Origin of the sequence: Aggregatibacter segnis ATCC 33393 (assembly GCF_000185305.1) — a bacterium.
GTDB lineage: Bacteria > Pseudomonadota > Gammaproteobacteria > Enterobacterales > Pasteurellaceae > Aggregatibacter > Aggregatibacter segnis.
In genome coordinates this window covers 666,880-692,608 of record NZ_GL622200.1, presented here as the reverse complement: position 1 = coordinate 692,608, position 25,729 = coordinate 666,880, and the positions used below count along the sequence as shown (strand labels likewise).

Here is a 25,729-nt window from a genome sequence, read left to right as displayed (position 1 = left end):
AATTAATCTTCTTTACCTAAAATCTGGTTAATCTCGCTTTTATATAATACTGCTTTAGCACCATAAACCGCTTGAACGCCACCACCGACTTCCAACACTTCAACGGCACCTAACGCTTTTAAGCGTGGTTTATCCACTAATTTGACATCTTTCACCGCCACCCGCAAACGAGTAATGCAAGCATCCACGTTCTCAATATTTTCTGCACTACCTAGGGCTCTGATGATCTCGTGGGCGTTTTCCGTTAAAGAAGAGGTTTGTTGTTCCACGCTCTCTTCTTGCTCTTCTGCACGTCCCGGAGTCATCACATTAAATTGGGTAATTAAGAAACGGAAGCTGAAATAATATAGCGCCGCCCAACATACGCCGACCCAAATCACATTAAACCAGTTGGTATTTTCATTGCCTTGTAAGATCCCAAATAACAGGAAGTCAATAAATCCGCCGGAGAACGTGTTACCGATGGAAATATTCAAAATGTCGGCAATGTAGAAGGAAACGCCGTCTAAAAAGGCGTGGAAAACATACAACCAAGGTGCAACGAATAAGAACATAAATTCAATAGGCTCGGTGATTCCTGTAATAAAAGAGGTCAACGCTGCACCAAGGAATAACCCGCCAATGGCTTTACGGCGCGCTTTCGGCACACAGTGATACATCGCCAAACAAGCTGCCGGCAAGCCGAACATCATGGTGTCAAAACGGCCGGCGAAGAAACGTGTACCTTCGGTAAATAAACCTTGGTGATTCGGATCCGCCAATTGGGCAAAGAAGATTTTTTGTGCGCCGATAATGGTTTCACCATTCACGATTTCCGTACCGCCTAATTCGGTGTACCAAAATAACGGATAAATCATGTGGTGTAAGCCTACTGCACCACATAAGCGCATGAGGAAGCCATAAAAGAATGTTCCGATTGCGCCCATAGAAGCAATATGTTCACCGGCAGACAACAACCAATTTTGAAATGTCGGCCAAATTAAAAAGAAGATGGCGCCGACAAAAATCGCCGCAAAGGAGGTGACAATCGGTACAAAACGTGAACCGCCGAAGAAGCCTAAAATTTGAGGCAATTGAATATTATGATATTTATTGTGCAGTTTGACGGTAATCAAGCCCATCACCAAAGCACCGATCACCCCTGTATCAATTCCTTTGGTTTCCGGTGAGAACAGCGGAATCAATGCTGCAATCGTACCGGTCATGATCAAATAGCCGACGGTTGCCGCCAACGCCGCAACCCCTTTATCCCGTTTGGCTAAACCAATGCCCAAACCGATACAAAGCAATAATGCCAAATTGCCGAACACCACCGAACCGGCTGCCGACATGATCTGAAACACACCTTGCAAAACAGAATGATCCAATAATGGATAGGCTTGCACGGTGGCTTTATTGGACAATGCGCCCCCAATCCCTAGTAACAAACCGGCTGCAGGTAAAATGGCAATCGGCAACATAAATGCCTTACCAACCTGTTGAAGCTGTTTAAACATACGTTTTCTCCTTAATTTACGACATGGTTTATGCCCCAAATACCACACTTACCAGATCTGGTGTTTTCCCTTCAAAGGCAAAGTGCTTTGTGGAATATTACTTCAATACGTCAGTAAAAAATATGATGAAGATCGCATTTTAAAAAGAAAACCTGTTTTCTGATTAACACACTGATTTTAGATAAAAAAATCGGCACCTCAGTGCCGATAATGTTTATTTATTCTTGCATGTTATGCCGCAATTTCACGAATATCTTCGGTTGAAGCATTATTCATCACGGATTCCACGCCTTTTTGTGCGGCGGCCTGTGAGGAATAATATTGGCTACGACCGATTTCTTGATGGTTAGCCGCTTTCAACACGAAATACGGTTGATCGCTTTTTGTCGTGCGAAATTCAAAATTTTTCTCATCAACGCCATTTTTCTGCACGGAGGCAATGCCGTTTTGCGCAGAGGCTTTGGTTTTGTAAAGCTCGCTGGTTAAGATCACTTGTCCGTTAGTAGCAATCAAATTGAACATAAATTGACCGTCTTTCGCGACTTTTAATTCATAATGTCCTTGTGCCATGTTTATTCCTCCTAGGGTTCATTCAATGGTCTGAAACGTCTACATTTAATTTGGTTAAAAAAGAAATGTTAGACGCTGCTAAATGTATAAAAAAAGCTTTTCTATAGCAACAGCCAAAGGTGAGAATATGCTAGAATGCGCCCCGATTTTATAGAACAGCAAATCTAACAGAGAGCAAATTATGGCAGGTATTTATCCGCTGAATGGTCGCCTTCAACATTATGTGTGGGGCGGTGAACGTTATATTCCTCATTTATTGCATATTGATAAAACTGAATCTCACTATGCCGAATACTGGCTTGGCGCTCACCCATCGGCACCGTCACAGGTTATTGGCACAAAAGAGGAAATATCATTAGACGATTTTTTACACCAAAATCCCACCGCACTTGGACAACAAAGCCGCCAATTATTTGGGGATAATTTGCCTTATTTGCTGAAAGTTTTAGATGTTGCCAATCCGCTTTCCATTCAGTTACACCCAACCAAAGAACAAGCTAAAATCGGCTTCGCGCAAGAAAATGTAGTAGGCATTCCGTTAAATGATCCGAAGCGCACCTATAAGGACGATAACCATAAGCCGGAAATGATGATTGCTTTGTCCGATTTTTGGCTTTTACATGGTTTTAAAACCAAAGCCCAAATTCTCGATACGTTACGTCAACGCCCGTCACTTGCGGATCTGGCAACAAAATTAGCCTCGCAAGATTTAGCGGATTTTTACGCAGACATTATGTTGGCAACACAAGATCAATTAGCACAATGGCTCTTGCCGATTATTGATAGCCAACAGAAGGCTTACGAGCAAAATCAGCTTGCCATGCAGGATCCAGACTACTGGATGCTTTACACATTACACGCCATGCAGATTTCCCTCGACAAGTTAGATGCAGGTTTAATGAGTTTCTACTTGTTCAACATTGTTAATTTGCAGGTCGGCGAAGGTATTTTCCAAGCAGCTGGTGTGCCACATGCTTATTTACGCGGACAAAATATTGAACTAATGGCCTGTTCCGACAACGTCATTCGTGGCGGTCTAACGCCAAAACACGTTGATATCGAACAATTACTAAAAATCATTGATTGCAGTGAAATCGTCCCTCAAATTATCGCGCCGGCGCCTAAAAATCAGGTTTACACCTACCCCACGCCCATTGCCGATTTTGCCTTGAGCAATATGCCTTACGCAAAAAACACCGAGATTTCCGACCGCACTTTAAACGGCACGATTCTCTTAGTGATGGCGGGCGAAATCACATTGGAAGCCGCACAACAAAAACTCACGTTGAAACAAGGGCAAGCGGCGTTTATTGAAGCAGATACAGACTATCGCGTACATGGCATGCAAGAAGGTTATGCCGTGCTCGCCGGGCTGCCGCTTTAAATTTAGTTACACTTTCCCCTCACCCATTTACGGAAGAGGGGAAAAATTCATATTTTCTTGGCGATTCAAGAAAAAAATACATCAAAAATAGGAACATTATGACCGAACAAACTTTTATTCCCGGCAAAGATGCCGCCCTTGAGGAAAGTATTGAAAAATTTCAACAAAAACTGACCGCACTTGGCTTTAACATTGAAGAAGCCTCGTGGTTAAATCCCGTGCCAAACGTGTGGTCGGTACATGTTCGCGACAAAGACTGTCCGCAATGTTTCACCAACGGCAAGGGCGCCAGTAAAAAAGCGGCATTAGCTTCCGCATTGGGCGAATATTTTGAGCGTCTTTCCACCAACTATTTCTGGACGGATTTCTATTTAGGGCAAGACATTGCCAACAGCGATTTTGTGCACTATCCAAACGAAAAATGGTTCCCGATTGAAGACGAGGCGTTGTTGCCTCAAGGCATTTTAGACGATCATTTATTTGAACATTTCGATCCGAATCAGGAGCTGACACCTGAACTTTTGGTGGATTTACAATCAGGCAACTATGAGCGAGGTATTGTCGCGCTGCCTTATGTACGCCAATCAGATCAACAGATGGTGTATATTCCGCAAAATATTATCTCTAACCTCTATGTTTCCAATGGCATGTCCGCTGGCAACAGCCAATTTGAAGCGCGCGTGCAGGGATTGTCCGAAGTGTTTGAGCGCTATGTGAAAAATAAAATCATCGCCGAAGCGATCAGCCTGCCGTTAATTCCGCAGGAAGTGATGGCTCATTATCCTTCCATTCAAGCCTCTATCGACAAACTGGAACAGGAAGGTTTCCCGATTTTGGCGTATGACGCCTCTCTTGGCGGCAAATATCCGGTGATTTGTGTCATTTTGCTCAACCCGACCAATGGCACGTGTTTTGCCTCTTTCGGGGCACACCCAAAATTCCAAGTGGCATTAGAGCGCACCGTCACGGAATTATTACAAGGTCGTAGCCTAAAAGAGTTAGACGTTTTCGCCCCGCCGTCATTCAATAACGATGATGTGGCCGAACACGCCAATTTGGAAACCCACTTCATTGATTCTAGCGGTTTAATTTCTTGGGATTTATTCAAAGACACTCCGGATTACGAGTTCGCCGATTGGAACTTCTCCGGCAAAGATACCCATGAAGAATATGATAACCTCATGACGATTCTCCGCGAGGAAAGCAAAGAGGTTTACATCATGGACTATAACCACTTAGGTGTTTACGCCTGCCGCATCATCGTGCCGGGCATGTCCGATATTTATCCGGCAGACGACTTAATTTACGCCAACAGCAACATGGGCATGGACTGGCGTGAAATCCTGTTGGATTTACCGCACTTTCACCACGACCAAGAAACCTATCAAGAACTGCTGGGGGAACTGGATGAACAAGGCATTGACGATGCCACCCGCGTACGCGAATTTATCGGCATCGTGGCACCGAAAGCCAGCGGCTGGACAACCTTGCGCATCGGCGAATTAAAATCCATGCTTTATCTCGCGTTAGGCGACTTGGCCATGGCATTAGACTGGGCGAACTGGACATATAACATGAACAGCTCCGTGTTCACCGCCGAACGCGCCAACTATTATCGTTGCTTAATCAGCAGCCTTGAATTGTTTATGGATGAACACCGCGATCCGCAACAATATCGTTCGGTGTTCGAGAAAATGTACGGCAAAGACGCGGTAGCATTTGCGTGGGGCGCGATTCAAGGTGGAAATCCGTTCTATAATTTGCCTGCTAGCGATGAAACCCTTGCCAATTTCGATGAGCATCAAAAATTACTGGCTGCCTACGCCAAATTACAAAAAGCAAAACGCGAAAATTGGTCATAAAGTGCGGTCATTTTTCAAAATGTTTTTAAAGGGCGAAAGAATATTCGCCCTTTTATTTCCCGGAAAATTTTCGTTCTGTGATCTAACACATGGAAATAGAAAGCGGTTCAGGCTATGATTTAGCCAATTGTTTCACATAAATTAGAGGAGGTTATTTATGCAAACTTGGACAGCTGAAATGTGGCAAGCCGCGTTAATCGGTTTGGTGGTGGGTTTTGTTATTGGTTATTTCTTATTACGACTCACAAAAGAGTCCACCAAAAAACAAGTGAAAACCGAAGCGGAATTGCGAGTCGCAAAAGAGCAATTGGAAAGCCAAAAACAACAATTGGAAAAACATTTTGCGGAAAGCGCCGATTTGTTGAAATCTCTTGCGCAAGATTATCAAAAACTGTACCAACATCTTGCACGCTCCTCGACTCAACTACTGCCGGAACTGAACGACAGCACCTTGTTCCAACACAGTTTATTGGATGAAAAAGGCAACGTTTCCCCGTCTAAAACAGAAGATCCACCGAAAGACTATTCCGAAGGTTCTTCAGGTTTATTCAAGGCAGAAAGATAATTCAATAAGCGCCCTTCAATTGAAGGGCGTTTTATTGTTTGAACATTTATTAAAAAAACTCACCGCACTTTTCTTTTTCCTCATGAATTAAATAAAAAACCAAGAACATTCAACCATTTTACTTGTCATAGTCATCACCGAAACTCATTGAGATTTCGTTTTTTATTTTTTTTGATTGGAGAACATTTAATGAAAAAACGTCATTTTGTTTTAACCGGCATTGCTCTCGGATTAAGCATTTTAACAACCCCAATGATGAGCCAAGCAGAAACACCAGTTTCCATCGTAGCAGGACAGCAACTTCCAAGCTTGGCACCAATGCTGGAAAAAGTATTACCTTCCGTGGTGTCTATTTCCGTCGAAGGAAAACAAAAAGGCAGTTCAGCTGAAATGGATGATGATATTCCGGAAGAATTTAAATTCTTCTTTGGCCCGGACATGTTCGATCGCAATCGCGCACCGCGTAATTTCAAAGGTATTGGTTCCGGCGCCATTATCAATGCGGAAAAAGGTTATGTATTAACAAACAACCACGTGATTAAAGATGCCGACAAAATTACCGTGCAATTACACGATGGCCGCGAATTTAAAGCGAAAGTGATCGGTGCTGACGAAATGTCTGATGTGGCATTGATTCAAGTAGAAAATCCGAAAAATTTGACCGCACTTAAACTCGCGGATTCCGATAAATTACGCGTAGGCGATTTCACGGTTGCTATTGGTAATCCGTTCGGTTTAGGACAAACCGTGACCTCCGGTATCGTGTCTGCTTTAGGTCGCTCCATGGGCTCTGACAGCGGCACATACGAAAACTATATTCAAACAGATGCTGCCGTAAACCGTGGTAACTCCGGTGGCCCGCTCGTCAATTTAAACGGCGAACTCATCGGCATTAATACCGCCATTATTTCTCCAAGTGGCGGCAACGCGGGTATTGCGTTTGCGATTCCGAGCAACATGGCGAACAATCTCGTGCAACAAATTCTTGAATTTGGTGAAGTTCGTCGCGGTATGTTAGGCATTAAAGGCGGAGAATTAAATGCCGATTTAGCTCAAGCTTTTGATATCGAAGCAAAAAAAGGTGCTTTCGTGAGCGAAGTGATGCCGGGCTCTGCTGCCGATAAAGCCGGCTTAAAAGCAGGCGATGTCATCACAGCAATGAACGGTCAAGCGATTTCTAGCTTTGCGGAAATGCGTGCCAAAATCGCGACTTCCGGCGCAGGTAAACAAATTGAGCTGACCTATTTACGTGATGGCAAATCCAATACCGCCAAAGTTACGTTACAATCAGACGAGCAAACCCAAACCACCGCCAATAGCCTATTACCGGCATTGGATGGCGCAGAATTGAATAACTACGATGAAAAAGGCATGAAAGGCGTGTCTATTGGAAAAATCAAACCAAATTCTTTAGCGGAACAACGTGGTTTGAAAAATGGCGATGTCATCATTGGCATTAACCGCCAAAAAGTCGAAAACTTAGGTCAATTGCGCAAAGCCTTGGATAGCAAACCGTCCGCCATTGCATTAAACATTATCCGTGGTGACAGCAACTTCTATTTGTTAGTGCAATAAGCATCTTTAAAAAACAAAAAAGGCGAATTGATTTCGCCTTTTTTATTAAAAATACCGGAAAAAACGACCGCACTTTTACTCGCCTGATAGCATAAAACTTTCCCGCAATTGCTGTAATTGATCCCGCACCGCAGCGGCTTTTTCAAATTCCAAATCTTGCGCAAATTTATACATTTGCTGTTCCAGTTTCTTGATTTGTTGTTGATATTCTTTCGGTGAGGTTGGCACCGTATAAAGTGCGGTCGGTTCTGCCACCATTTTTCCGCGTTGTTTATTGGCTTTCGCTTTTTGATTGGCGCCCTGACCGATGTCTAACAATTCGCCCACTTTTTTATTTAACGCCTGCGGCACAATGCCGTGATCTTCATTGTATTTCGTTTGTTTTTCACGGCGGCGATTGGTTTCCGTAATGGCTTTTTCCATAGACTTGGTGATGCTGTCCGCATACAAAATCGCTTTACCATTCAAGTTTCGCGCGGCACGTCCGATGGTTTGAATCAAAGAACGTTCGGAGCGCAAGAAGCCTTCCTTATCCGCATCTAAAATAGCCACGAGTGATACTTCAGGAATATCCAGGCCTTCCCGTAATAAGTTAATCCCGACCAACACATCAAATTCGCCTAAGCGCAAATCACGGATAATTTCTACCCGCTCTACGGTATCAATATCGGAGTGCAAATAACGCACTCGAATCCCGTGTTCATCCAAATAATCCGTTAAATCTTCCGCCATTTTTTTAGTCAGCGTCGTCACTAAAACGCGCTCATTTTTATCCGCTCTTTGACGCGCTTCAGAAAGCAAATCATCCACTTGAATAGACACCGGACGAATTTCAATTTGCGGATCGAGTAAGCCTGTTGGACGCACAACCTGATCGATAATTTCTGCACCGGATTTTTCTAGCTCATAAGGCCCCGGGGTAGCCGAAACATAGATAGTTTGCGGAGCCAAACGTTCAAATTCCTCAAAACGCAACGGACGGTTATCCAACGCTGAAGGCAAACGGAAGCCATATTCCACCAACGTTTCTTTACGGGAACGGTCGCCACGATACATCCCGCCGATTTGCGGCACGGTGACGTGAGATTCATCGATAATTAAAATGGCATCGGACGGCATATAGTCAAATAAGGTTGGCGGCGGTTCGCCTTCATCTCTGCCCGACAGATAACGTGAGTAGTTTTCAATCCCCGAGCAATAGCCCAATTCGTTCATCATTTCAATATCAAATTGAGTACGTTGGCTAATGCGTTGTTCTTCTAACAATTTATTCTCTTTAATGAAATATTCCCGTCGTTGCGCCAGTTCCACTTTAATTTTTTCAATGGCATCTAAAATGCGCTCGCGCGGTGTGACGTAGTGCGTTTTTGGATACACGGTGAAACGTGGCACGGCACCAAAGCTACTTCCTGTGAGTGGATCGAATAAACTTAAACGCTCAATTTCATCATCAAATAATTCGATACGTACTGCGCGCTCGTCGGATTCTGCCGGGAAAATATCGATAATTTCCCCACGTACACGAAATGTACCGCGCTGAAACGCCTGATCGTTACGCGTATATTGCAATTCTGCCAACTTCGCCAAAATCTGACGCTGATTGATTATCGCCCCTTGCTGCAAGTGCAACATCATTTGCAAGTAAGAATCCGGGTCGCCCAAACCATAAATAGCGGAAACTGAGGCGACCACAATGGTATCCCGACGTTCCAAAAAAGACTTAGTCGCCGACAAACGCATCTGCTCGATTTGATCGTTAATAGACGCATCTTTTTCAATGAAGGTATCACTGCTCGGCACATAGGCTTCCGGTTGGTAATAATCATAGTAAGAAACGAAATATTCCACCGCATTTTCAGGAAAAAAGGCTTTCATTTCCGCATAAAGCTGCGCCGCGAGGGTTTTATTCGGGGCAAGCAACATGGCCGGTCGGTTTAACTGCGCAATCACATTGGCAATCGTAAAGGTTTTTCCGGAGCCGGTAACGCCCAGTAAAGTTTGGTGCGCCAAGCCGTCTTCTAAATTTTCGGCGAGCTTGGCAATGGCTTGTGGCTGATCGCCGGAGGGCTTAAAATCGGAATGAAGGATAAAAGGCTTGGTATTAATTTTCTCTGACATAAAGTGCGGTCATTTTTTTACGGTATATTCTAAATGCTGCGCATTTTAACACATTTATCACGCCACATTGAGTGATAAAAAATGAAGTTTTACACAGAGTTATATTTGTCAAGTGGCCTGAATCACAAATTTATAAAAAAATTTTAAAAAATTCTCTAGATTTTTGTTAACTATTTGAAAAATAAAAAAATGTTATTTTACAATCAATTTTATATCGAATTTCAATAAAGCCTGATTTTATCGGGGGCGGGATGCTTTTTAAAATAATAACTCACAAACTTATCCACAGAGTTTGTGGATAGAAATATCACACTAAAAACGGGGAAATATTTTTTATTTTAGGTGTTGACAACCTATAGAGGGATAAGTAACATACGCGGCCTATCTTTTGATACCAAATTTATTCCTCCTTAGTTCAGTCGGTAGAACGGTGGACTGTTAATCCATATGTCGCTGGTTCAAGTCCAGCAGGAGGAGCCAGTTTTTTCTTTTGGATAGTTTTTATTTGTCTCCTTTTATAAAAACTAAAGCATACCGAAAGAATTTGAGCCCATAGCCTCCTTATGGGCTTTTATTTTTTTCTGCTGAATCCTTTTTATTCTCGCCTCTTTTTATCTCGTTATCTCGCAAATAGTGTCGCACCTCCGCTTACCGGCAAGGTCGTTCCATAAATCAACGCTAGTGCAAAGAAAATCAACATGATACCGGCAAGACATTTCGCCACAGTTTCAATATTTATGTCAGCAAAAGGTCGACGATACCATTGGCCGATTTTAATCGCCGTTGAGCGAGCATAACGCACCAACAAAGCAAATGCCGATAACGTGATTCCCGTGCCAAGCGACATCGCTAATGTTGCCACGATGCCCCAAGGGAACAAATCCAACATATAAGCAAGGAACAAAACAAAAATCGCACCGGAGCAAGGACGCATACCGATACTCAAAATAATCAATACGCTTTCTTTTATATTTGTGCTTTGATTCAAAGCGTCAGGATCCGGAATATGTTGATGACCACAACCACAGTTAGCATGGTGTTCCGTATGTGTTTCTGCAAAAACAGTTGAAATTCCTACCGCACTTTTTTCAGCAATTCGCATCTCATTTTTGATAGGGCGTTGAATCGTATTAATGTGTAATTTTTGTTTCTTCTGTCGATGCTGTTTATACAGCGTTTTCCCGCTCTTCCAACACCAACTCAGCCCAAGCAAAATCACCAGAACATAAGCGGTTCGTTCCAACCATAATTGGCTTAAATTGAAGTAGGCGGAGGAAAGCTGAAAAATCAATACCACCACAGACACCGCCAAAATGGCAACGAAACCTTGTGCTAAAGAAGAGAAGAAAGTGATTTGCATGCTACGTGCAAGCTTCGTTTGATGAGTTGCCAAATAGCCGGCAATAATAAACTTGCCATGCCCAGGTCCCAAGGCATGAAACACACCATATAAAAAACTCACTAAAATGAGCAAACTGCCGGCATAAACGGGCTGCAGTTCTATAGCATGTAAATAGGCAGAAATGAGCTGATTAAATTCCCGTTGCCAGAGTACAACATGGGAAAATAACCATGGAAACAAATAAACACAGGCAAGTAGCAATATGCCTAACAACAGGAAATAAAATAAACGGAATTTCATGAATCTCTTAAAAACTATTTGCAAATTAACCGCACTTTTTGTGCAAACTGCGCGCCAAGGGTGTCATCTTCGTTGCGTTGAGACTGATCTAACGAGGAAGCATAGGCTTTAAGCTTTTCATTAACATCAGGTTCCAGCACCTCACCATGACAATTTTCCGGTAATTGAGAAAAATCGACAGCCGAATGAAAAGGCTGATCATAATACATAGAAACATAATAAGTCGGATCGTAAGTACTTAATGTAAATTCGTTATCCTGCAAAAGCTGCGGTTTTGACAACATAAAATCAAAATAATACAACACCTGCGCCCCGCTGCTCTTCATGCCGTAATTTTTTGGTTTCGCGCTGTATTTTACTTTATTACCTTGCTTATCAAATAAATAGCTAAAGTAATGCTCATTGACCACATTGCCGATAACCTCATCAATCAATTTCTGCAATGCTTTCTTGTCACCTTTTGCTTGTTTTACATCATATAACACAGCGGCTGAACTGGGCTCATCTAAAATCCATTGCATCGAAAAACCGACTAATTGTTGTTTGTCCACCAACACCTTCGTTTTCATGTCAATAAACGCATGAGGATGCGCAAAAAGCGTTTGGGCACAAATTAAGGTTATCAAAAATAAACTTATTTTTTTCACTGGTTCACCTTCCCGGTAAATTTGACTTCATTATTTTAGCATAAATAAAAATGCACCACAGTGCGCTCAAAAAAGCATCCATCATGAAAAAATCACCCGTTTTTTCTGATTTATATCAAACAAACCTAATTTTGCATTTTGCTTCTCACTGAAAAATCGATAACATTCAGCACCATCAAGTGATTGCTTGATATTCATAAAGTTCCTAAATAAAATAATCATAAATAGCTAAACTACTTTCCTACCTCTCTTCGGAGAGGTTTTTTTATGCCTAAAATTTTACTGCGATAAATTGGCACAACGGCAAACATCAAGTAGAATGAGCCGCCAGAATCATGACAACGATTTTTATGATTTATTGTTTCCTTAGGTCATTCCGCATGTAAAAACAGCGATAAAAATGACCGCACTTTTCCCTTAACCAGAGAAAAATTATGTCAACACAATTCGTTTACACGATGCACCGAGTAGGCAAAGTGGTTCCGCCGAAACGTCATATTCTAAAAGATATTTCCCTGAGCTTTTTCCCGGGAGCCAAAATTGGTGTGCTCGGCTTAAACGGCGCAGGTAAATCCACGTTGCTTCGCATTATGGCGGGCATTGATAAAGAAATCGAAGGGGAAGCTCGTCCGCAACCCGGCATTAAAATCGGTTATCTTCCTCAAGAACCAAAACTTGAACCGCAACAAACTGTGCGTGAAGCGATTGAAGAAGCCGTGGGTGACGTTAAACGTGCGTTAACGCGTTTAGATGAAGTTTATGCCTTATATGCCGATCCCGATGCAGATTTCGACAAGCTCGCTGCCGAACAAGCAGAATTAGAAGCCATCATTCAAGCGCATGACGGGCATAATTTAGATAACCAATTAGAACGCGCAGCTGATGCGTTACGTTTGCCTGATTGGGATGCCAAAATCGAGCATTTATCCGGGGGGGAACGCCGTCGTGTGGCACTTTGCCGTTTATTGCTCGAAAAACCGGATATGTTGTTGTTAGACGAACCGACCAACCACTTGGATGCAGAATCCGTGGCCTGGTTAGAGCGCTTCTTACACGACTACGAAGGCACCGTTGTGGCAATTACCCACGACCGTTACTTCTTAGATAACGTTGCCGGTTGGATCTTGGAGCTTGACCGTGGTGAAGGTATTCCTTGGGAAGGCAACTACTCTTCTTGGTTGGAACAAAAAGAAAAACGTTTGGCGCAAGAACAAGCGCAAGAATCTGCCCGCCAAAAATCCATTGAGAAAGAATTGGAATGGGTACGCCAAAATCCAAAAGGTCGTCAAGCGAAAAGCAAAGCGCGTATGGCCCGTTTTGAGGAACTTAATTCCGGCGAATATCAAAAACGTAACGAAACCAACGAACTCTTTATTCCACCTGGTCCACGCTTAGGCGATAAAGTCATTGAAGTGCAGCATTTAAGTAAATCCTACGGCGACCGCACTTTAATCGACGATTTGTCTTTCAGTATTCCGAAAGGCGCTATCGTTGGGATTATTGGAGCGAACGGCGCGGGTAAATCGACCTTATTCCGTATGCTTTCCGGTAAAGAACAACCGGATTCAGGTTCCATCACCTTAGGTGAAACCGTCGTGTTAGCTTCCGTAGATCAATTCCGTGATGCGATGGATGACAAGAAAACCGTGTGGGAAGAAGTTTCTAACGGACAAGATATTTTAACCATCGGCAACTTTGAAATTCCAAGCCGTGCTTATGTAGGACGCTTCAACTTCAAAGGCGTGGATCAGCAAAAACGCGTGGGTGAACTTTCCGGTGGTGAACGCGGTCGTTTGCATCTAGCAAAATTGTTACAAGCCGGCGGTAACGTATTGTTACTGGACGAACCGACCAACGACCTTGATGTGGAAACCTTACGCGCATTGGAAAATGCTATCTTAGAATTCCCGGGCTGTGCTATGGTCATTTCCCATGACCGCTGGTTCTTGGACCGTATCGCTACACATATTTTAGACTACGGTGATGAAGGCAAGGTAACCTTCTATGAAGGCAACTTCTCCGATTATGAAGAATGGAAGAAGAAAACCTTCGGTGCTGAAGCCCTTCAACCACATCGCATGAAATATAAACGTATTGCGAAATAAGTAAGCCTTTATTGTTTTACCCTTAACCCCAGACTTCATTGAATCTGGGGTTATTTTTTATATTTCCTCAACATATTTACAACCACATTTCACTTATTTCTCATTTTGTGATTTTAATCACAGCCAAATGAAATAAAACTCTTTAAAATCAAAAAATATAAATATATAAATTATTTTATTTAACAGGCCAAAACGTAGAGGAAACATCATGAAAAACATTGATTTATTAATTACATTAACTGCCCATGAGCGCGATCCAAATAATGTTACTATTGCTTTTACTGTCGGAATAAACGCCCTAGAAAAAGGCAAAGACACTGTTATTTTATTGCTTTCTGATGCCGTTCATCTCGGCGCTAAAGGTTACGGCGATAAAATCGATATTGGCGCACCGTTCAAACCGGTTCGTGAACTCATTGATACCTTTATTGCAAAAGGTGGTAGAATTGCTGTGTGTTCTTCCTGTATGCAACATAACGGCGTATCCGAAGAAAGCCTTTATCCTGAAGCAGAAATTGTGACTGCCAGCTTTATTACAGAATCCTTATTTGCTTCACAAAGACAACTTCAACTGAATTAATCTTTTTATATCGTTACAAATAAAAAAGCCATTAAACATCGCATTTAATGGCTTTCTTTATACACGTCAAATTGTTAAAACAGGGTTTATCTGCTGCCTTCCTCAATCACACGTGGAAACAGAATATTATTTTCTGTATGAATGTGCATCATTAAATCATCCATAAATTCTTGAATCCCACTATAGAGGGCACGCCAAGTATTACACGCATCTGCCGGTGGCGTTAAGTTATTGGTCAACGCTTTCAATACATCCAAATGCTCACCGTGTTCAGCATGTTCATGTTCCATTACTTGAATCGGCATTCTTGCCATCGCATAGTTACCCATTTTGATCATCGGGAACAAAATTTGCTCTTCTTTCATCATATGGCTTGTTAAATCGGCATAAATATTTTGAATTTCAGCCGCAACGCCAATTGGACAATCATCACGATCGCCGTGAACGGATTCTACTCGCTCAGCCAAGACAAAAAGTTCAGAAAGCTGTTGTTTGTGACGTTCATGATAACGATGAATAATGTGCTCGATGATATCTGCGTAAGGTGCTGTCAACCAACGTTGTTCATCGTCCTGTTTTTTACTATTTTGCAATTCTGTTAAACGCGCTTCAATTTCCGCTAAATTTAAATTTTTCTCTGCTACTGCAGCACCTAATGTATCGGCACCACCACAACAAAAATCTAAATCATATTCACGTAAAAGTGCGGTTGATCCCGGAATTGAAATCGCAATTTCACTTAATTTTTTATCGGCAAAAGACATAATAATTTCCCCCATAATTGTGGATAACAAAAAAACCGACTGAAATAGTAAACTATTTAACGGGAAGATAAAGCACTTTTTCAAAAAAAGTGATTTTGTATGATTCAGGTCAAAAGTCATACCTTAAAAGAGTAAGACAGAAAAAAGGGAAAAAAGGGTATGCTAAAGAACATCATTTTATTACCAGGACAAACCATGAACCGTTTATTTACAATGCTACTTGCCGCATGGCTGCCAATGTCTGCCTTGGCGCTAGAAAAAGAAGCCCGCGAAATGCCGAAAGGCGGAATTGATAAGGCATTATTGGGACAAATTTTATTTTTTGATAACAACCTCTCTCTACACGGCAACCAAAACTGTTCCAGTTGCCACAGCCCGGACACTGCCTTTGTGGACTTACGAGAAAACAGCGCAGACAAAATGGTCTCTCAAGGTGATGATCCGACGCGGTTCGGCACGCGGAATGCGCCAACCATGCTTTATGCAAGCTATGCACCGGAATTTCATTACGATGAAAAAATTCAGGATTATGTGGGTGGTCAATTCTGGGATGGGCGTGCTAAGAACTTAGCAGAACAAGCCGGCGGGCCGCCAATCAATCCGGTGGAAATGGGGATGCCGGACAAACTTTCCGTTGCTAAACGAATTTTCAATACACCAATGTATCTCACGCTCTTTACTCAACATTACGGTAAAGAAACTTGGGAAAGTGTAGATCGTGTTTATTCTGCCATGGAAGATGCCCTCGCTGTATTCCAACAAGAAAAACGTTTATTGCATCCTTTTGATGCCAAATACGATAAATCGCTACAAGGTAAATATGCGATGACCGCCCAAGAAGAACGTGGTAAACAATTATTTTTTGATAACACCAAAACCAACTGTAGCAACTGCCATCAAGCGCAAGATGCCGAACATAAGGAAGAAACTTTCACCAATTATCGCTACTACAACATGGGCGTGCCTAAAAATCAGCGTTTAATCGCACATAATCAGCTCAGCCAGGATTTTATCGATAACGGTTTGTTGGATAACCCAATGGTCAACGGCGATCAACGCCAAAAGGGAAAATTCAAAGTACCTACCCTGCGCAACATTGCCGTCACCGCACCTTATATGCACAACGGCGTGTTTAAACATTTGCGCACCGTGTTGGAATATTTCGATCATTTTAACAACCCTGCACGTAAACTGAATCCTGAAACCCAGCAACCTTGGGAAGCACCGGAATACGCCGCAACGATGAATCTTGAAGAACTCAAAGCGCCACCGTTAAGCGACGAACAACTGGATGACCTTGAAGCCTTTCTGAAGACCTTAACGGACGAACGCTACGAAACGCTGCTCAAACAACAGTAAAAACACTCACCAAAATGACCGCACTTTTCTCTTCTCTCAGCACGAAAAGTGCGGTTAAAAATCCCGTTGTTTTTTGCTATAATCCCGCGCAATTTTGCTTCCAAGATTTTATGAATGAATGACTATGACAACGAATTATTCCGCCAACGAAATCACCGTTTTAAAAGACCTTGAACCGGTACAACTCCGCCCGGGTATGTACACCGACACCACTCGCCCAAATCACCTCGCACAAGAAGTTATCGACAACAGCGTGGACGAAGCCCTTGCCGGTTTTGCCACGAAAATCGAAGTGATTTTGCATAAAGATCAATCCATTGAAGTGACTGACAACGGGCGCGGTATGCCAGTAGATATTCACCCGGTGGAAAAAGTATCCGGCGTAGAAGTGATCATGAGCAAACTGCACGCCGGCGGTAAATTCTCTAATAAAAATTACACGTTCTCCGGTGGTTTGCACGGGGTGGGAATTTCTGTGGTGAACGCCTTATCCGAGCGAGTTGATGTCACCGTTAAACGTAACGGCGAAGTGTATAAAATCGCCTTTGAAAATGGTCAAAAAGTGGAAGACCTCACCGTTATCGGTACCTGCGGTCGTCGCACGACCGGCACCACTGTGCATTTCAAACCGAATCCTAAATATTTCGACAGCGAAAAATTCTCCGTCAGCCGTTTGCGTCATTTACTCCGCGCCAAAGCCGTGTTGTGCTCAGGGCTAGAAATTAAATTTATCGATAAAGTGAATGACACCGAAGACACTTGGCTTTATCAAGACGGCTTGAACGACTATTTAATGGAAGCGGTAAACGGTTTAGTCACCTTACCGGAACAACCGTTTATCGGTGAATTTAAAGGCGAAAAAGAAGCGGTATCTTGGGCGTTATTATGGTTGCCGGAAGGTGGCGAACTCATTGGCGAAAGCTATGTAAACCTTATTCCGACCGCACTTGGCGGCACGCACGTCAACGGTTTGCGTCAAGGCTTATTAGATGCCATGCGTGAGTTCTGCGAATTCCGCAATTTATTGCCGCGCGGCGTGAAACTCACCGCTGACGACTTATGGGATCGTTGTGCTTATGTACTTTCCCTTAAAATGCAAGATCCACAATTCGCCGGACAAACCAAAGAACGCCTTTCCTCCCGTCAAAGTGCGGTGTTTATTGGCGGTGTTGTGAAAGATGCTTTCAGTTTATGGCTAAACCAAAACGTTCAAACTGCCGAATTATTGGCAGATATGGCGATCAGTTCCGCCCAACGCCGTTTGCGTGCAGCGAAGAAAGTGGTGCGTAAAAAACTGGTGAGCGGCCCTGCGCTACCCGGAAAACTCGCCGACTGCAGCTCACAAGATATCAATTTAACCGAACTATTCCTCGTGGAAGGGGATTCCGCAGGCGGTTCTGCCAAGCAAGCTCGAGAACGTGAATACCAAGCGATTTTGCCGTTGCGCGGTAAAATCTTGAACACATGGGAAGTCTCACCGGAGCAAGTGTTAGCCTCACAAGAAGTGCATGACATTGCCGTGGCATTGGGTATTGACCCCGACAACGATGATTTATCCCAATTACGCTACGGCAAGGTCTGTATTCTCGCCGATGCTGATTCGGATGGATTACATATTGCCACCCTACTTTGCGCCCTCTTCCTACGCCACTTCCCGAAACTGGTGGAACAAGGCCATGTGTATGTGGCGATGCCACCACTCTATCGAATCGACTTAGGCAAAGAGGTGTTCTATGCCCTCGATGAAAGTGAAAAAGACGCTATCTTGGATCGTCTGAAAGGGAAAAAAGGCAAGCCAAACGTACAGCGTTTTAAAGGGTTGGGCGAAATGAACCCAATGCAATTACGCGAAACCACAATGGATCCGAACACCCGTCGTTTAGTGCAACTCACCTTTGAAGCACAAGGCGAACAAAGCCAAGAAACGATCGAAACCATGGATATGCTACTGGCCAAAAAACGCGCTGAAGACCGTAAAAACTGGTTGCAAGCGAAAGGGGATCAAGTGGATTTGGCTGTGTAAGAAGAAAAGTGCGGTAACATTTTTAAACACCTCAAAACATTTCAAAAATCAACCGCACTTTAAATCTCCCCCTCGCCCCTCTTTACAAAAGAGGGGAAATTTGGCGAAACCAATAAATTAAATGAACATTATCGACATAAATAAAACGCAAAAATAAATCATGACAGACTCCATCAACTACGAAGGCATCGAACAAATGCCACTACGCCACTTCACCGAAAGGGCGTATCTCAACTACTCCATGTACGTCATCATGGATCGCGCCTTGCCGTTTATCGGTGATGGTTTGAAGCCGGTACAGCGACGCATTATTTATGCCATGTCCGAGCTTGGGCTGAATGCAGCGGCAAAATATAAAAAATCTGCCCGTACTGTGGGGGATGTGTTGGGTAAATTCCACCCGCACGGCGATAGCGCTTGCTATGAAGCTATGGTGTTGATGGCGCAGCCCTTCTCTTACCGTTACCCATTAGTTGACGGACAAGGCAACTGGGGCGCGGTGGACGATCCGAAATCTTTCGCGGCGATGCGTTATACGGAATCCCGTTTATCTAAAATTTCAGAAGTTCTATTGGCAGAGCTCGGTCAAGGTACTGTAGATTATCAACCGAACTTTGACGGTACCTTAGAAGAACCGCAATATTTGCCGGCACGTTTGCCGCATATTTTACTCAACGGCACGACAGGGATTGCGGTGGGGATGGCAACGGATATTCCTCCGCACAACATTAATGAAATCGCCGATGCTGCAGTGATGTTGCTGGATAATCCGAAAACGACCTTGAATGATTTGTTGACCGTAGTACAAGGCCCGGATTTCCCAACAGAGGCAGAAATCATTTCGCCGAAAGAAGAAATTCGCAAAATATATCAACAAGGTCGCGGCTCTATCAAAATGCGCGCCGCATGGAAGAAAGAAGATGGGGAAATCATTATCAGCGCTCTGCCGCACCAAGCCTCGCCATCCAAAGTGATTGCGCAAATTGCCGAGCAAATGACCGCGAAAAAACTGCCGATGGTAGAAGATATTCGTGATGAAGCAGATCATGAAAATCCGGTGCGCATTGTGATCGTGCCGCGTTCGAATCGCGTAGATACCGATGCTATGATGGCGCATTTATTTGCCACCACCGATTTGGAAAAAAGCTATCGTGTCAACATGAACATGATTGGTTTGGATTACAAACCGGCAGTGAAAAATCTGTTGGAAATCCTCACCGAATGGCTGACTTTCCGTCGTACCACCGTGACCCGACGCTTGCAATATCGCTTAGACAAAGTGCTTGCACGCCTGCATATCTTGCAAGGTTTGATGATTGCCTTTTTGAATATTGATGAAGTCATCGAAATCATCCGTCACGAAGATGAGCCGAAAGCCGAATTAATGGCACGTTTCAATTTAAGCGATGCACAAGCGGAAGCCATTTTGAACTTGCGTTTGCGTCATTTGGCGAAACTGGAAGAACATCAGTTGCAAGCGGAACAAGCGGAGCTGGAAAAAGAGCGGTCATCTTTGGAAGAGATTTTAGGCTCCGAACGCCGTTTAAATACGCTGTTGAAAAAAGAAATTCAACAAGATGCCAAAACGTACGCTAGCCCACGCCGTTCGCCGTTAGTTGAACGAGCGGAAGCCAAAGCCATTGCAGAAAATGAAATGCTGCCGACAGAACCGGTGACGGTGATTTTATCGGAAATGGGTTGGGTGCGTTGTGCGAAAGGGCATGACATTGATCCGCAAGGCTTAAGCTACAAAGCCGGCGACAAATATTTGGCGCATGCCTACGGTAAAAGCAATCAACCGGCGGTGTTTATCGACAGCACAGGACGCAGTTATGCACTGGATCCGCTAAGTCTGCCGTCTGCCCGCTCCCAAGGCGAGCCGCTCACCGGTAAACTTACCCTGCCGGCAGGCGCAACCGTTGATCAGCTGCTGATTGAAAATGAAGATCAACCGTTGCTCATGGCATCCGATGCAGGCTATGGCTTTATTTGTAAATTCGCCGATTTAGTCGCCCGTAACAAAGCCGGTAAAGCGCTCATTTCCTTACCAGAAAATGCCAAAGTGTTACCACCGTTAACACTGAAAAATCCGACCGCACTTTTGGTGGCACTCACCTCCGCCGGCAGAATGCTGATTTTCCCTGCACAAGATTTACCGGAACTGTCCAAAGGCAAAGGCAACAAAATCGTCACAATTCCATCCGCCAACGCAAAAGCACGTTCTGAATTGCTGGTGCGGTTATTGTTAATTGAAGAAAATTCCAGCCTCGTCTTCCATTCCGGAAAACGTAAAGTGACCTTGAAGCCGGAAGATTTACAGAAATTCCGCGCTGAACGGGGTCGCAAAGGGACGCAGTTACCGCGAGGCTTACATAGCAATGTGGAAATTGAAGTGGTGACACCGCAGGAATGAGACTAAGTTAAGATTTAAAAGGACGCATGATTGGCGTCCTTTTTTATATGAAAAGTGCGGTGGGTTTTCCGGTTGTTTTTTATTGAAATTATCACGGTAATACAAACAAAAAATCCACCTTAAAAGGTGGATTTTTATCTTTGCTAATCATCACTCAATATATTTAATCGCTCTTTTGCTTCCTCTGAAAAACGGCTTTGTTGTGCGATTAAATCTTTATAAATAGAAATCGCCATCGGTCGATTGCGTTTTGTTCCTTCGCCTCGTTCATACATTAACGCTAAGCGGAAAATAGCCTCTTCATTACCTTGTTTAGCCCCTTTTTCCAACCACTTGAAAGCTTTATTAAAGTCTCTAATTTTAATTTCGTTATAGTACAGAGTGCCTAAAACGAGCATCGCCTGTGAGTCATTAGCTGACGCGGTTTTCTCCAATAAATAAATCCCGTGGTTAAGATTTTTTTTGACACCATAACCACCGGCGTAAAGAATACCTAAATTGGTTACCGCAATTCTGCTTCCCTGTTCTGCGGCCTCGCTGAACCACCAATAGGCTTTTTCATAGTTTTGTTCGACACCTTCTCCACGAAAATAAAGTCGCCCAAGATCCAACTGTGCGCGTCGATCACCTTTCAATGCAAGAAGATACATCACATTAAACACGGAGGGCATATCATTGCGTTGAAAAAAAGCTCGCCCCCAATCTCTTAGCTGATCATTCGTAAGTTCATTACGCAACAGTTTCCCGCTTTCTTCCACGGTTTGAACCACGGAAAAAACCGGCGTTTCTACAGCAAGTGCAGAAAAACTAAATAAGCCCAGACCGATTGCAAAATGCTTTAACCGTTTTTTCATCATTTTTTTATAAAGTGGCATAAAGCAAATTAGCAAAAAACAACAGGGAAATACCGATTTCGGTGAAGCCCACTTGTTTTACCGACATTTTTTTCTGCGGCAGCCAAATGGCTCGGATGAATGGCGGCACAAATGCTAACGCCATGAGATATTGATCTACGAGAATAAATCCGAGAATACAAAGAGCGTGAAAGCCGATGGACAATTTTAAATATAACGGATTTTTACGCTCGCGCATAACGGATTTCACATATAAGGTCGTACCGATAAAAAATAAGCTCGGATACAGCGCTACTAGCCAAATTTTGTCATCAAAAGTGCGGTCAGGAAAATAATAGGATCCCATGCCGGCAATGGCAAAAATCACAATACCCGCTAAATCATTTAAAAAAGCGCGCTCATCTTTTTGCTTAACGTAATAAATACTGACTAACACGAACGGCAACATGGCTGCCACAAATAACGCCGTATGCCAGTTATAAATCAAAACCGGAATAGCAAAAATGACACAGGCGAAGAAATAAATCCACGACCATTTGATATACAGTTCCAAATTTCTGCCTTTAAATAAATTCAGAAACGGATAGGTCATTAAATACAAGGAAAACCATGCTAGCAAAAAGAAAATGTGTTGCCAAATCGGGTTGCTGAGCAACATTCCATATAAAAATGGCATGAGCGCCATGACGATGGCACCGTGTTGATTCGAAATCAATAGTTTCATAAATAAGACTTGTGATTGGTTAATAAGTTTACGAATTTTAGAGGTTTTTCATTTAGATGAACATAGCTCTTGCGAATTATTTTTATTACGAAAAACAAACTAACTTGCATTCAATGTTTAATCGGCTAATTCCAGATCCAATAACAACGGGGCATGATCAGAGCTTTCCGTTGGTTCTGTTGTCGCATTTAATACGTTCAGCCCACGCACAAAAACATGATCCAACGGATTGCCTAAAAAACGTAATCGGTGATCTTGTGCAAAAGGGACTTCAATCAAACCGAATTCCTTTATCAATTCTCGGATGATCCGCATACGATAACCGTTCCAAGAATTAAAATCACCGGATAACACAAGCGGGCCTTGATGTTGCGAAACTAACTGCATCAGTGTGCGAAGTTGTTCTTCATAAGCCGTCGGGTTTATTTCAAAATTAATCAAATGCACGTTGACCAATAACAGCGCTTGCCTGTTGGGCAGAGGCAAACTCATCGCCGCGCCCACTTTGGGAATACGAATCCAAGGTTCGGGTTTTGAGCCGGCACAGTAAAAGTGCGGTGCAAATTGAGAGAGAATTTCAACGCCTGATTGTTGTTGTAAATAAGCAAAGGCGCTCGCGTAAAGTGCGGTAGGAAATGACAATGAATATTGCGCAGCCAACCCCTGCGTATTTAAGACTTCCTGCAATAGCAAAATATCCCGCTCTTGCGCAAAACGCTCCAGCGCTTCTTGCCAACCGGCATCTTGTCCTTTATGCAAATTCCAAACCAATAAACGAAATGTCTTTTGTGGTATTTCCGGTGGAGTCTGCTCTGCTTGATAACAAATTAACTCATCCTGTTTTTTTATCGGATGATAGATGAGATTTGGCGTCGTGCTAAAGTGAATATTGACGGGAGAGAAAATCGTTAAGCTATAAACAAGATAACCGGTAATCGCCGCTATAAGAAAAATGAGAAACGCGAGGAATTTAAAGGCATGTTTTCTAAACATCATTACACCGGACGAATACTTTTCACATCAACGCTACAATCAAATTCGCGTTCCAATAATTGCAATTTTTGATCCTGCAATAAATCCTGTTTCGCCTGCTCCCGTAATTGAGCATAAATTTTACGGCGATAATCTGTCGGCGTGAGATAGTGCTCGTCATCATTGATTTCAACGGTCAATACAATGGTTTTCCCTAACACATGTGAAACCGACTGCTGCAACAATTTGCAATGCTTATCTTGATTCAAATGTGCATGGCTGGAACGTACGCCCAATTTAAACGCGTCTTCGCTTTCCGTCCAAATAAAGGTATTTAAGGCAAATTCTTTGGTGAGATTTTCCACACCGCTTTGTTCAATTAACTGTGCCCAGCGATCTTGTTCTTCCGTTAAATGGACAATTTTTTGCTGTAATTCAGGAGTGATGTCTTGCAGAATGGCGGCCTTAATGTCCGAAGGTTTGGGGCCTTGTTCAACCTGTGCTAGCTCCGGGTTGCTCCACTCCCAACGGTAATCTTCGCCTAGCCCATCTGAATCGTTTTCTTCGCTCTCCGATTCATTCGGATTTTCCATCGCACTTTTAGCATCCAAGGTGTCAGAAGCATGAGAAAGTGCGGTCAGTTTTTCAGAGGAATGTTGTGCTAGGCGCTCAGACTTTTTTTTTTCTTGAGAAGGGCTACTCGGCATCGCATCCAGTTGGTCTAACCCGTTTAATGCGCCAAGTACAGGCGAACTCACCAAGGGTTCTGCCGATTGCGTGAATTGAGGTTGCGCGCTTTTTGCCACGGTTTCATTCGTAGTGGATTTTTTACGATCTTGATAATGCGCTTTTATCGCCTGAGAAACCACTGGCATTTCAATTGCCGCTGAAGCAGTTTGCCCAGAAGATTTAACATGATTTTCCACCGCACTTGATGGATTTTTTGGTGAACTTTCTTGCGTGCTGTTTTCAAGGTTTAGCGGTTGACCAATGAATTTCGGATGAAACGCCAACGCACGCAATAACACCATTTCTGCGCCCATGCGCGCTGTTGGTGCCAAACTTAATTCTTTCCGGCCGCTTACCACCACTTGATAGAAAAACTGTACGTCCTGTGGTGCGATATGTTTCGCTAAAAAGCTAATGTGATCCGCTTCCGTTAACGAGGCTTGTGGTAATAATTGCTGCATTGCGATCTTATGCAAATTTTCTGCAACTTCACGCAACAGCTCATCCCAATCACCTGCTTTATTCGCCACCTCACTGACAACTTGCATGAGTTTTTCGCCATTGCCTTGTTGCAAGGCATAAATCATCTCAATGGCTTGGGTTTCATCCAATAAACCCAACATTTCATTGACAATATTGAGCGTGACATTGCCGTTACTCATTGCAATGGCTTGATCTGTCAAACTGAGGCTGTCGCGGATACTGCCTTGTGCCGCACTGGCAAGTTTATCTAATGCTAAAGACTCAAAGGGAATCTGTTCCTGATTTAGGATGTATCCTAAATGCTCGGCAATTTGGGATTGCTCCAAGGCTTTCAAATGGAACTGCATACAACGAGATAAAATCGTCACCGGCAGTTTATGAGGATCAGTAGTCGCCAACAGGAATTTCACATATTCCGGCGGCTCTTCCAAGGTTTTTAAGAGCGCATTGAAAGAATGGCGGGAAAGCATGTGCACTTCATCGATAAGATACACTTTATAACGCCCCAACACCGGCTTGTATTGCACGTTATCCAACAGCTCGCGTGTATCTTCCACTTTGGTGCGGGATGCCGCATCGATTTCAATTAAATCGATAAAATTGCCTTCTTCAATGGCTTTACAGTGTTCACATACACCACAAGGCTCGGCAGTCACACCGTTAACACAATTTAGCCCTTTGGCAAATAAACGGGCAATGGAGGTTTTTCCCACGCCGCGCGTGCCGGAAAATAAATAAGCATGATGCAGGCGATTTTCACGCAAGCCGTTAGCAAGTGCGGTCAAAATATGTTGCTGACCGACAACATCAGCAAAGGTTTTTGGTCGCCATTTTCTTGCTAATACTTGATAACTCATGCTTTAT

General features: G+C 43.4%; 19 protein-coding genes and 1 tRNA gene. 10 read left to right on the top strand and 10 right to left on the bottom strand.

All coding sequences use genetic code 11. The annotated features are described in order from the left end of the window. Window positions 1–2: 2 nt before the first annotated feature. Together HMPREF9064_RS06125 and HMPREF9064_RS06130 are read right to left on the bottom strand one after the other, a co-directional pair. Window positions 3–1,496, bottom strand: coding sequence for a PTS transporter subunit EIIC (locus HMPREF9064_RS06125; RefSeq protein ID WP_006717682.1), 1,494 nt, complete (start codon window positions 1,494–1,496; stop codon window positions 3–5). Window positions 1,497–1,727: 231 nt separating this feature from the next. After that, on the bottom strand, window positions 1,728–2,066 hold the full coding sequence (locus HMPREF9064_RS06130) for a YegP family protein (protein WP_006717680.1): 339 nt from the start codon (window positions 2,064–2,066) through the stop codon (window positions 1,728–1,730). 181 nt (window positions 2,067–2,247) lie between these two features. Between HMPREF9064_RS06130 and manA the strand changes: the two genes are divergently transcribed. The 4 genes from manA to HMPREF9064_RS06150 all read left to right on the top strand — a co-directional run bounded on the left by manA (window position 2,248) and on the right by HMPREF9064_RS06150 (window position 7,452). Beyond that, the gene (manA, locus tag HMPREF9064_RS06135; RefSeq protein WP_006717678.1) at window positions 2,248–3,450 is read left to right on the top strand and encodes a mannose-6-phosphate isomerase, class I; all 1,203 of its coding nucleotides are present in this window, start codon (window positions 2,248–2,250) and stop codon (window positions 3,448–3,450) included. Window positions 3,451–3,548: 98 nt separating this feature from the next. Then, window positions 3,549–5,312 (top strand): 30S ribosomal protein S12 methylthiotransferase accessory factor YcaO, encoded by a 1,764-nt coding sequence (gene ycaO, locus HMPREF9064_RS06140; protein ID WP_006717675.1) that lies wholly within the window; start codon window positions 3,549–3,551, stop codon window positions 5,310–5,312. Between the two features lie 157 nt (window positions 5,313–5,469). Next, window positions 5,470–5,877: a Z-ring associated ZapG family protein gene (locus HMPREF9064_RS06145; RefSeq protein WP_006717673.1), complete on the top strand. Its 408-nt coding sequence runs from the start codon at window positions 5,470–5,472 to the stop codon at window positions 5,875–5,877. A gap of 189 nt (window positions 5,878–6,066) precedes the next feature. Next, the gene (locus HMPREF9064_RS06150; protein WP_006717671.1) at window positions 6,067–7,452 is read left to right on the top strand and encodes a Do family serine endopeptidase; all 1,386 of its coding nucleotides are present in this window, start codon (window positions 6,067–6,069) and stop codon (window positions 7,450–7,452) included. A gap of 75 nt (window positions 7,453–7,527) precedes the next feature. Here the strand turns inward: HMPREF9064_RS06150 and uvrB are convergent, their stop codons facing one another. Beyond that, window positions 7,528–9,570 (bottom strand): excinuclease ABC subunit UvrB, encoded by a 2,043-nt coding sequence (gene uvrB / locus HMPREF9064_RS06155; protein ID WP_006717670.1) that lies wholly within the window; start codon window positions 9,568–9,570, stop codon window positions 7,528–7,530. Window positions 9,571–9,974: 404 nt separating this feature from the next. Here uvrB and HMPREF9064_RS06160 point away from each other — a divergent pair. Then, window positions 9,975–10,050 (top strand) — tRNA-Asn (locus tag HMPREF9064_RS06160). 139 nt (window positions 10,051–10,189) lie between these two features. On the opposite strand, the gene zevB is transcribed toward HMPREF9064_RS06160, so the two are convergent. Next, a complete protein-coding gene (gene zevB, locus HMPREF9064_RS06165) occupies window positions 10,190–11,212 on the bottom strand; it encodes a zinc transporter permease subunit ZevB (protein ID WP_006717668.1) in 1,023 nt (340 codons plus the stop codon). Window positions 11,213–11,226: 14 nt separating this feature from the next. Further along, window positions 11,227–11,859, bottom strand: a complete 633-nt coding sequence (zevA, locus tag HMPREF9064_RS06170) for a zinc transporter binding subunit ZevA (protein WP_006717666.1) — start codon at window positions 11,857–11,859, stop codon at window positions 11,227–11,229. Window positions 11,860–12,293: 434 nt separating this feature from the next. Between zevA and ettA the strand changes: the two genes are divergently transcribed. Together ettA and HMPREF9064_RS06180 are read left to right on the top strand one after the other, a co-directional pair. Beyond that, on the top strand, window positions 12,294–13,964 hold the full coding sequence (gene ettA / locus HMPREF9064_RS06175; protein ID WP_006717662.1) for an energy-dependent translational throttle protein EttA: 1,671 nt from the start codon (window positions 12,294–12,296) through the stop codon (window positions 13,962–13,964). Window positions 13,965–14,172: 208 nt separating this feature from the next. Further along, on the top strand, window positions 14,173–14,544 hold the full coding sequence (locus tag HMPREF9064_RS06180; RefSeq protein ID WP_006717659.1) for a DsrE family protein: 372 nt from the start codon (window positions 14,173–14,175) through the stop codon (window positions 14,542–14,544). A gap of 86 nt (window positions 14,545–14,630) precedes the next feature. Here the strand turns inward: HMPREF9064_RS06180 and ytfE are convergent, their stop codons facing one another. Further along, window positions 14,631–15,308 (bottom strand): iron-sulfur cluster repair protein YtfE, encoded by a 678-nt coding sequence (gene ytfE, locus HMPREF9064_RS06185; protein WP_032997818.1) that lies wholly within the window; start codon window positions 15,306–15,308, stop codon window positions 14,631–14,633. 195 nt (window positions 15,309–15,503) lie between these two features. Between ytfE and HMPREF9064_RS06190 the strand changes: the two genes are divergently transcribed. The 3 genes from HMPREF9064_RS06190 (at window position 15,504) to parC (ending at window position 21,103) form a co-directional block, all read left to right on the top strand. After that, window positions 15,504–16,667, top strand: a complete 1,164-nt coding sequence (locus HMPREF9064_RS06190) for a cytochrome-c peroxidase (protein WP_032998109.1) — start codon at window positions 15,504–15,506, stop codon at window positions 16,665–16,667. Window positions 16,668–16,791: 124 nt separating this feature from the next. Next, window positions 16,792–18,690 carry a DNA topoisomerase IV subunit B gene (gene parE, locus HMPREF9064_RS06195; RefSeq protein WP_032997817.1) on the top strand — a complete coding sequence of 633 codons (1,899 nt, stop codon included), beginning with the start codon at window positions 16,792–16,794 and terminating at the stop codon, window positions 18,688–18,690. A gap of 160 nt (window positions 18,691–18,850) precedes the next feature. Continuing rightward, complete coding sequence (parC, locus tag HMPREF9064_RS06200) at window positions 18,851–21,103, top strand: DNA topoisomerase IV subunit A (RefSeq protein WP_006717651.1); 2,253 nt, start codon at window positions 18,851–18,853, stop codon at window positions 21,101–21,103. 143 nt (window positions 21,104–21,246) lie between these two features. Here the strand turns inward: parC and HMPREF9064_RS06205 are convergent, their stop codons facing one another. The 4 genes from HMPREF9064_RS06205 to dnaX all read right to left on the bottom strand — a co-directional run bounded on the left by HMPREF9064_RS06205 (window position 21,247) and on the right by dnaX (window position 25,722). Continuing rightward, window positions 21,247–21,960: a tetratricopeptide repeat protein gene (locus HMPREF9064_RS06205; RefSeq protein ID WP_032998107.1), complete on the bottom strand. Its 714-nt coding sequence runs from the start codon at window positions 21,958–21,960 to the stop codon at window positions 21,247–21,249. Between the two features lie 4 nt (window positions 21,961–21,964). Next, window positions 21,965–22,681 carry a YwiC-like family protein gene (locus tag HMPREF9064_RS06210; RefSeq protein WP_006717647.1) on the bottom strand — a complete coding sequence of 239 codons (717 nt, stop codon included), beginning with the start codon at window positions 22,679–22,681 and terminating at the stop codon, window positions 21,965–21,967. 117 nt (window positions 22,682–22,798) lie between these two features. Further along, window positions 22,799–23,677 (bottom strand): endonuclease/exonuclease/phosphatase family protein, encoded by an 879-nt coding sequence (locus HMPREF9064_RS06215; RefSeq protein ID WP_006717646.1) that lies wholly within the window; start codon window positions 23,675–23,677, stop codon window positions 22,799–22,801. Further along, window positions 23,677–25,722, bottom strand: coding sequence for a DNA polymerase III subunit gamma/tau (gene dnaX, locus HMPREF9064_RS06220; protein ID WP_006717644.1), 2,046 nt, complete (start codon window positions 25,720–25,722; stop codon window positions 23,677–23,679). Before dnaX ends, HMPREF9064_RS06215 begins: the two co-directional genes overlap by 1 nt. Window positions 25,723–25,729: the final 7 nt, after the last annotated feature.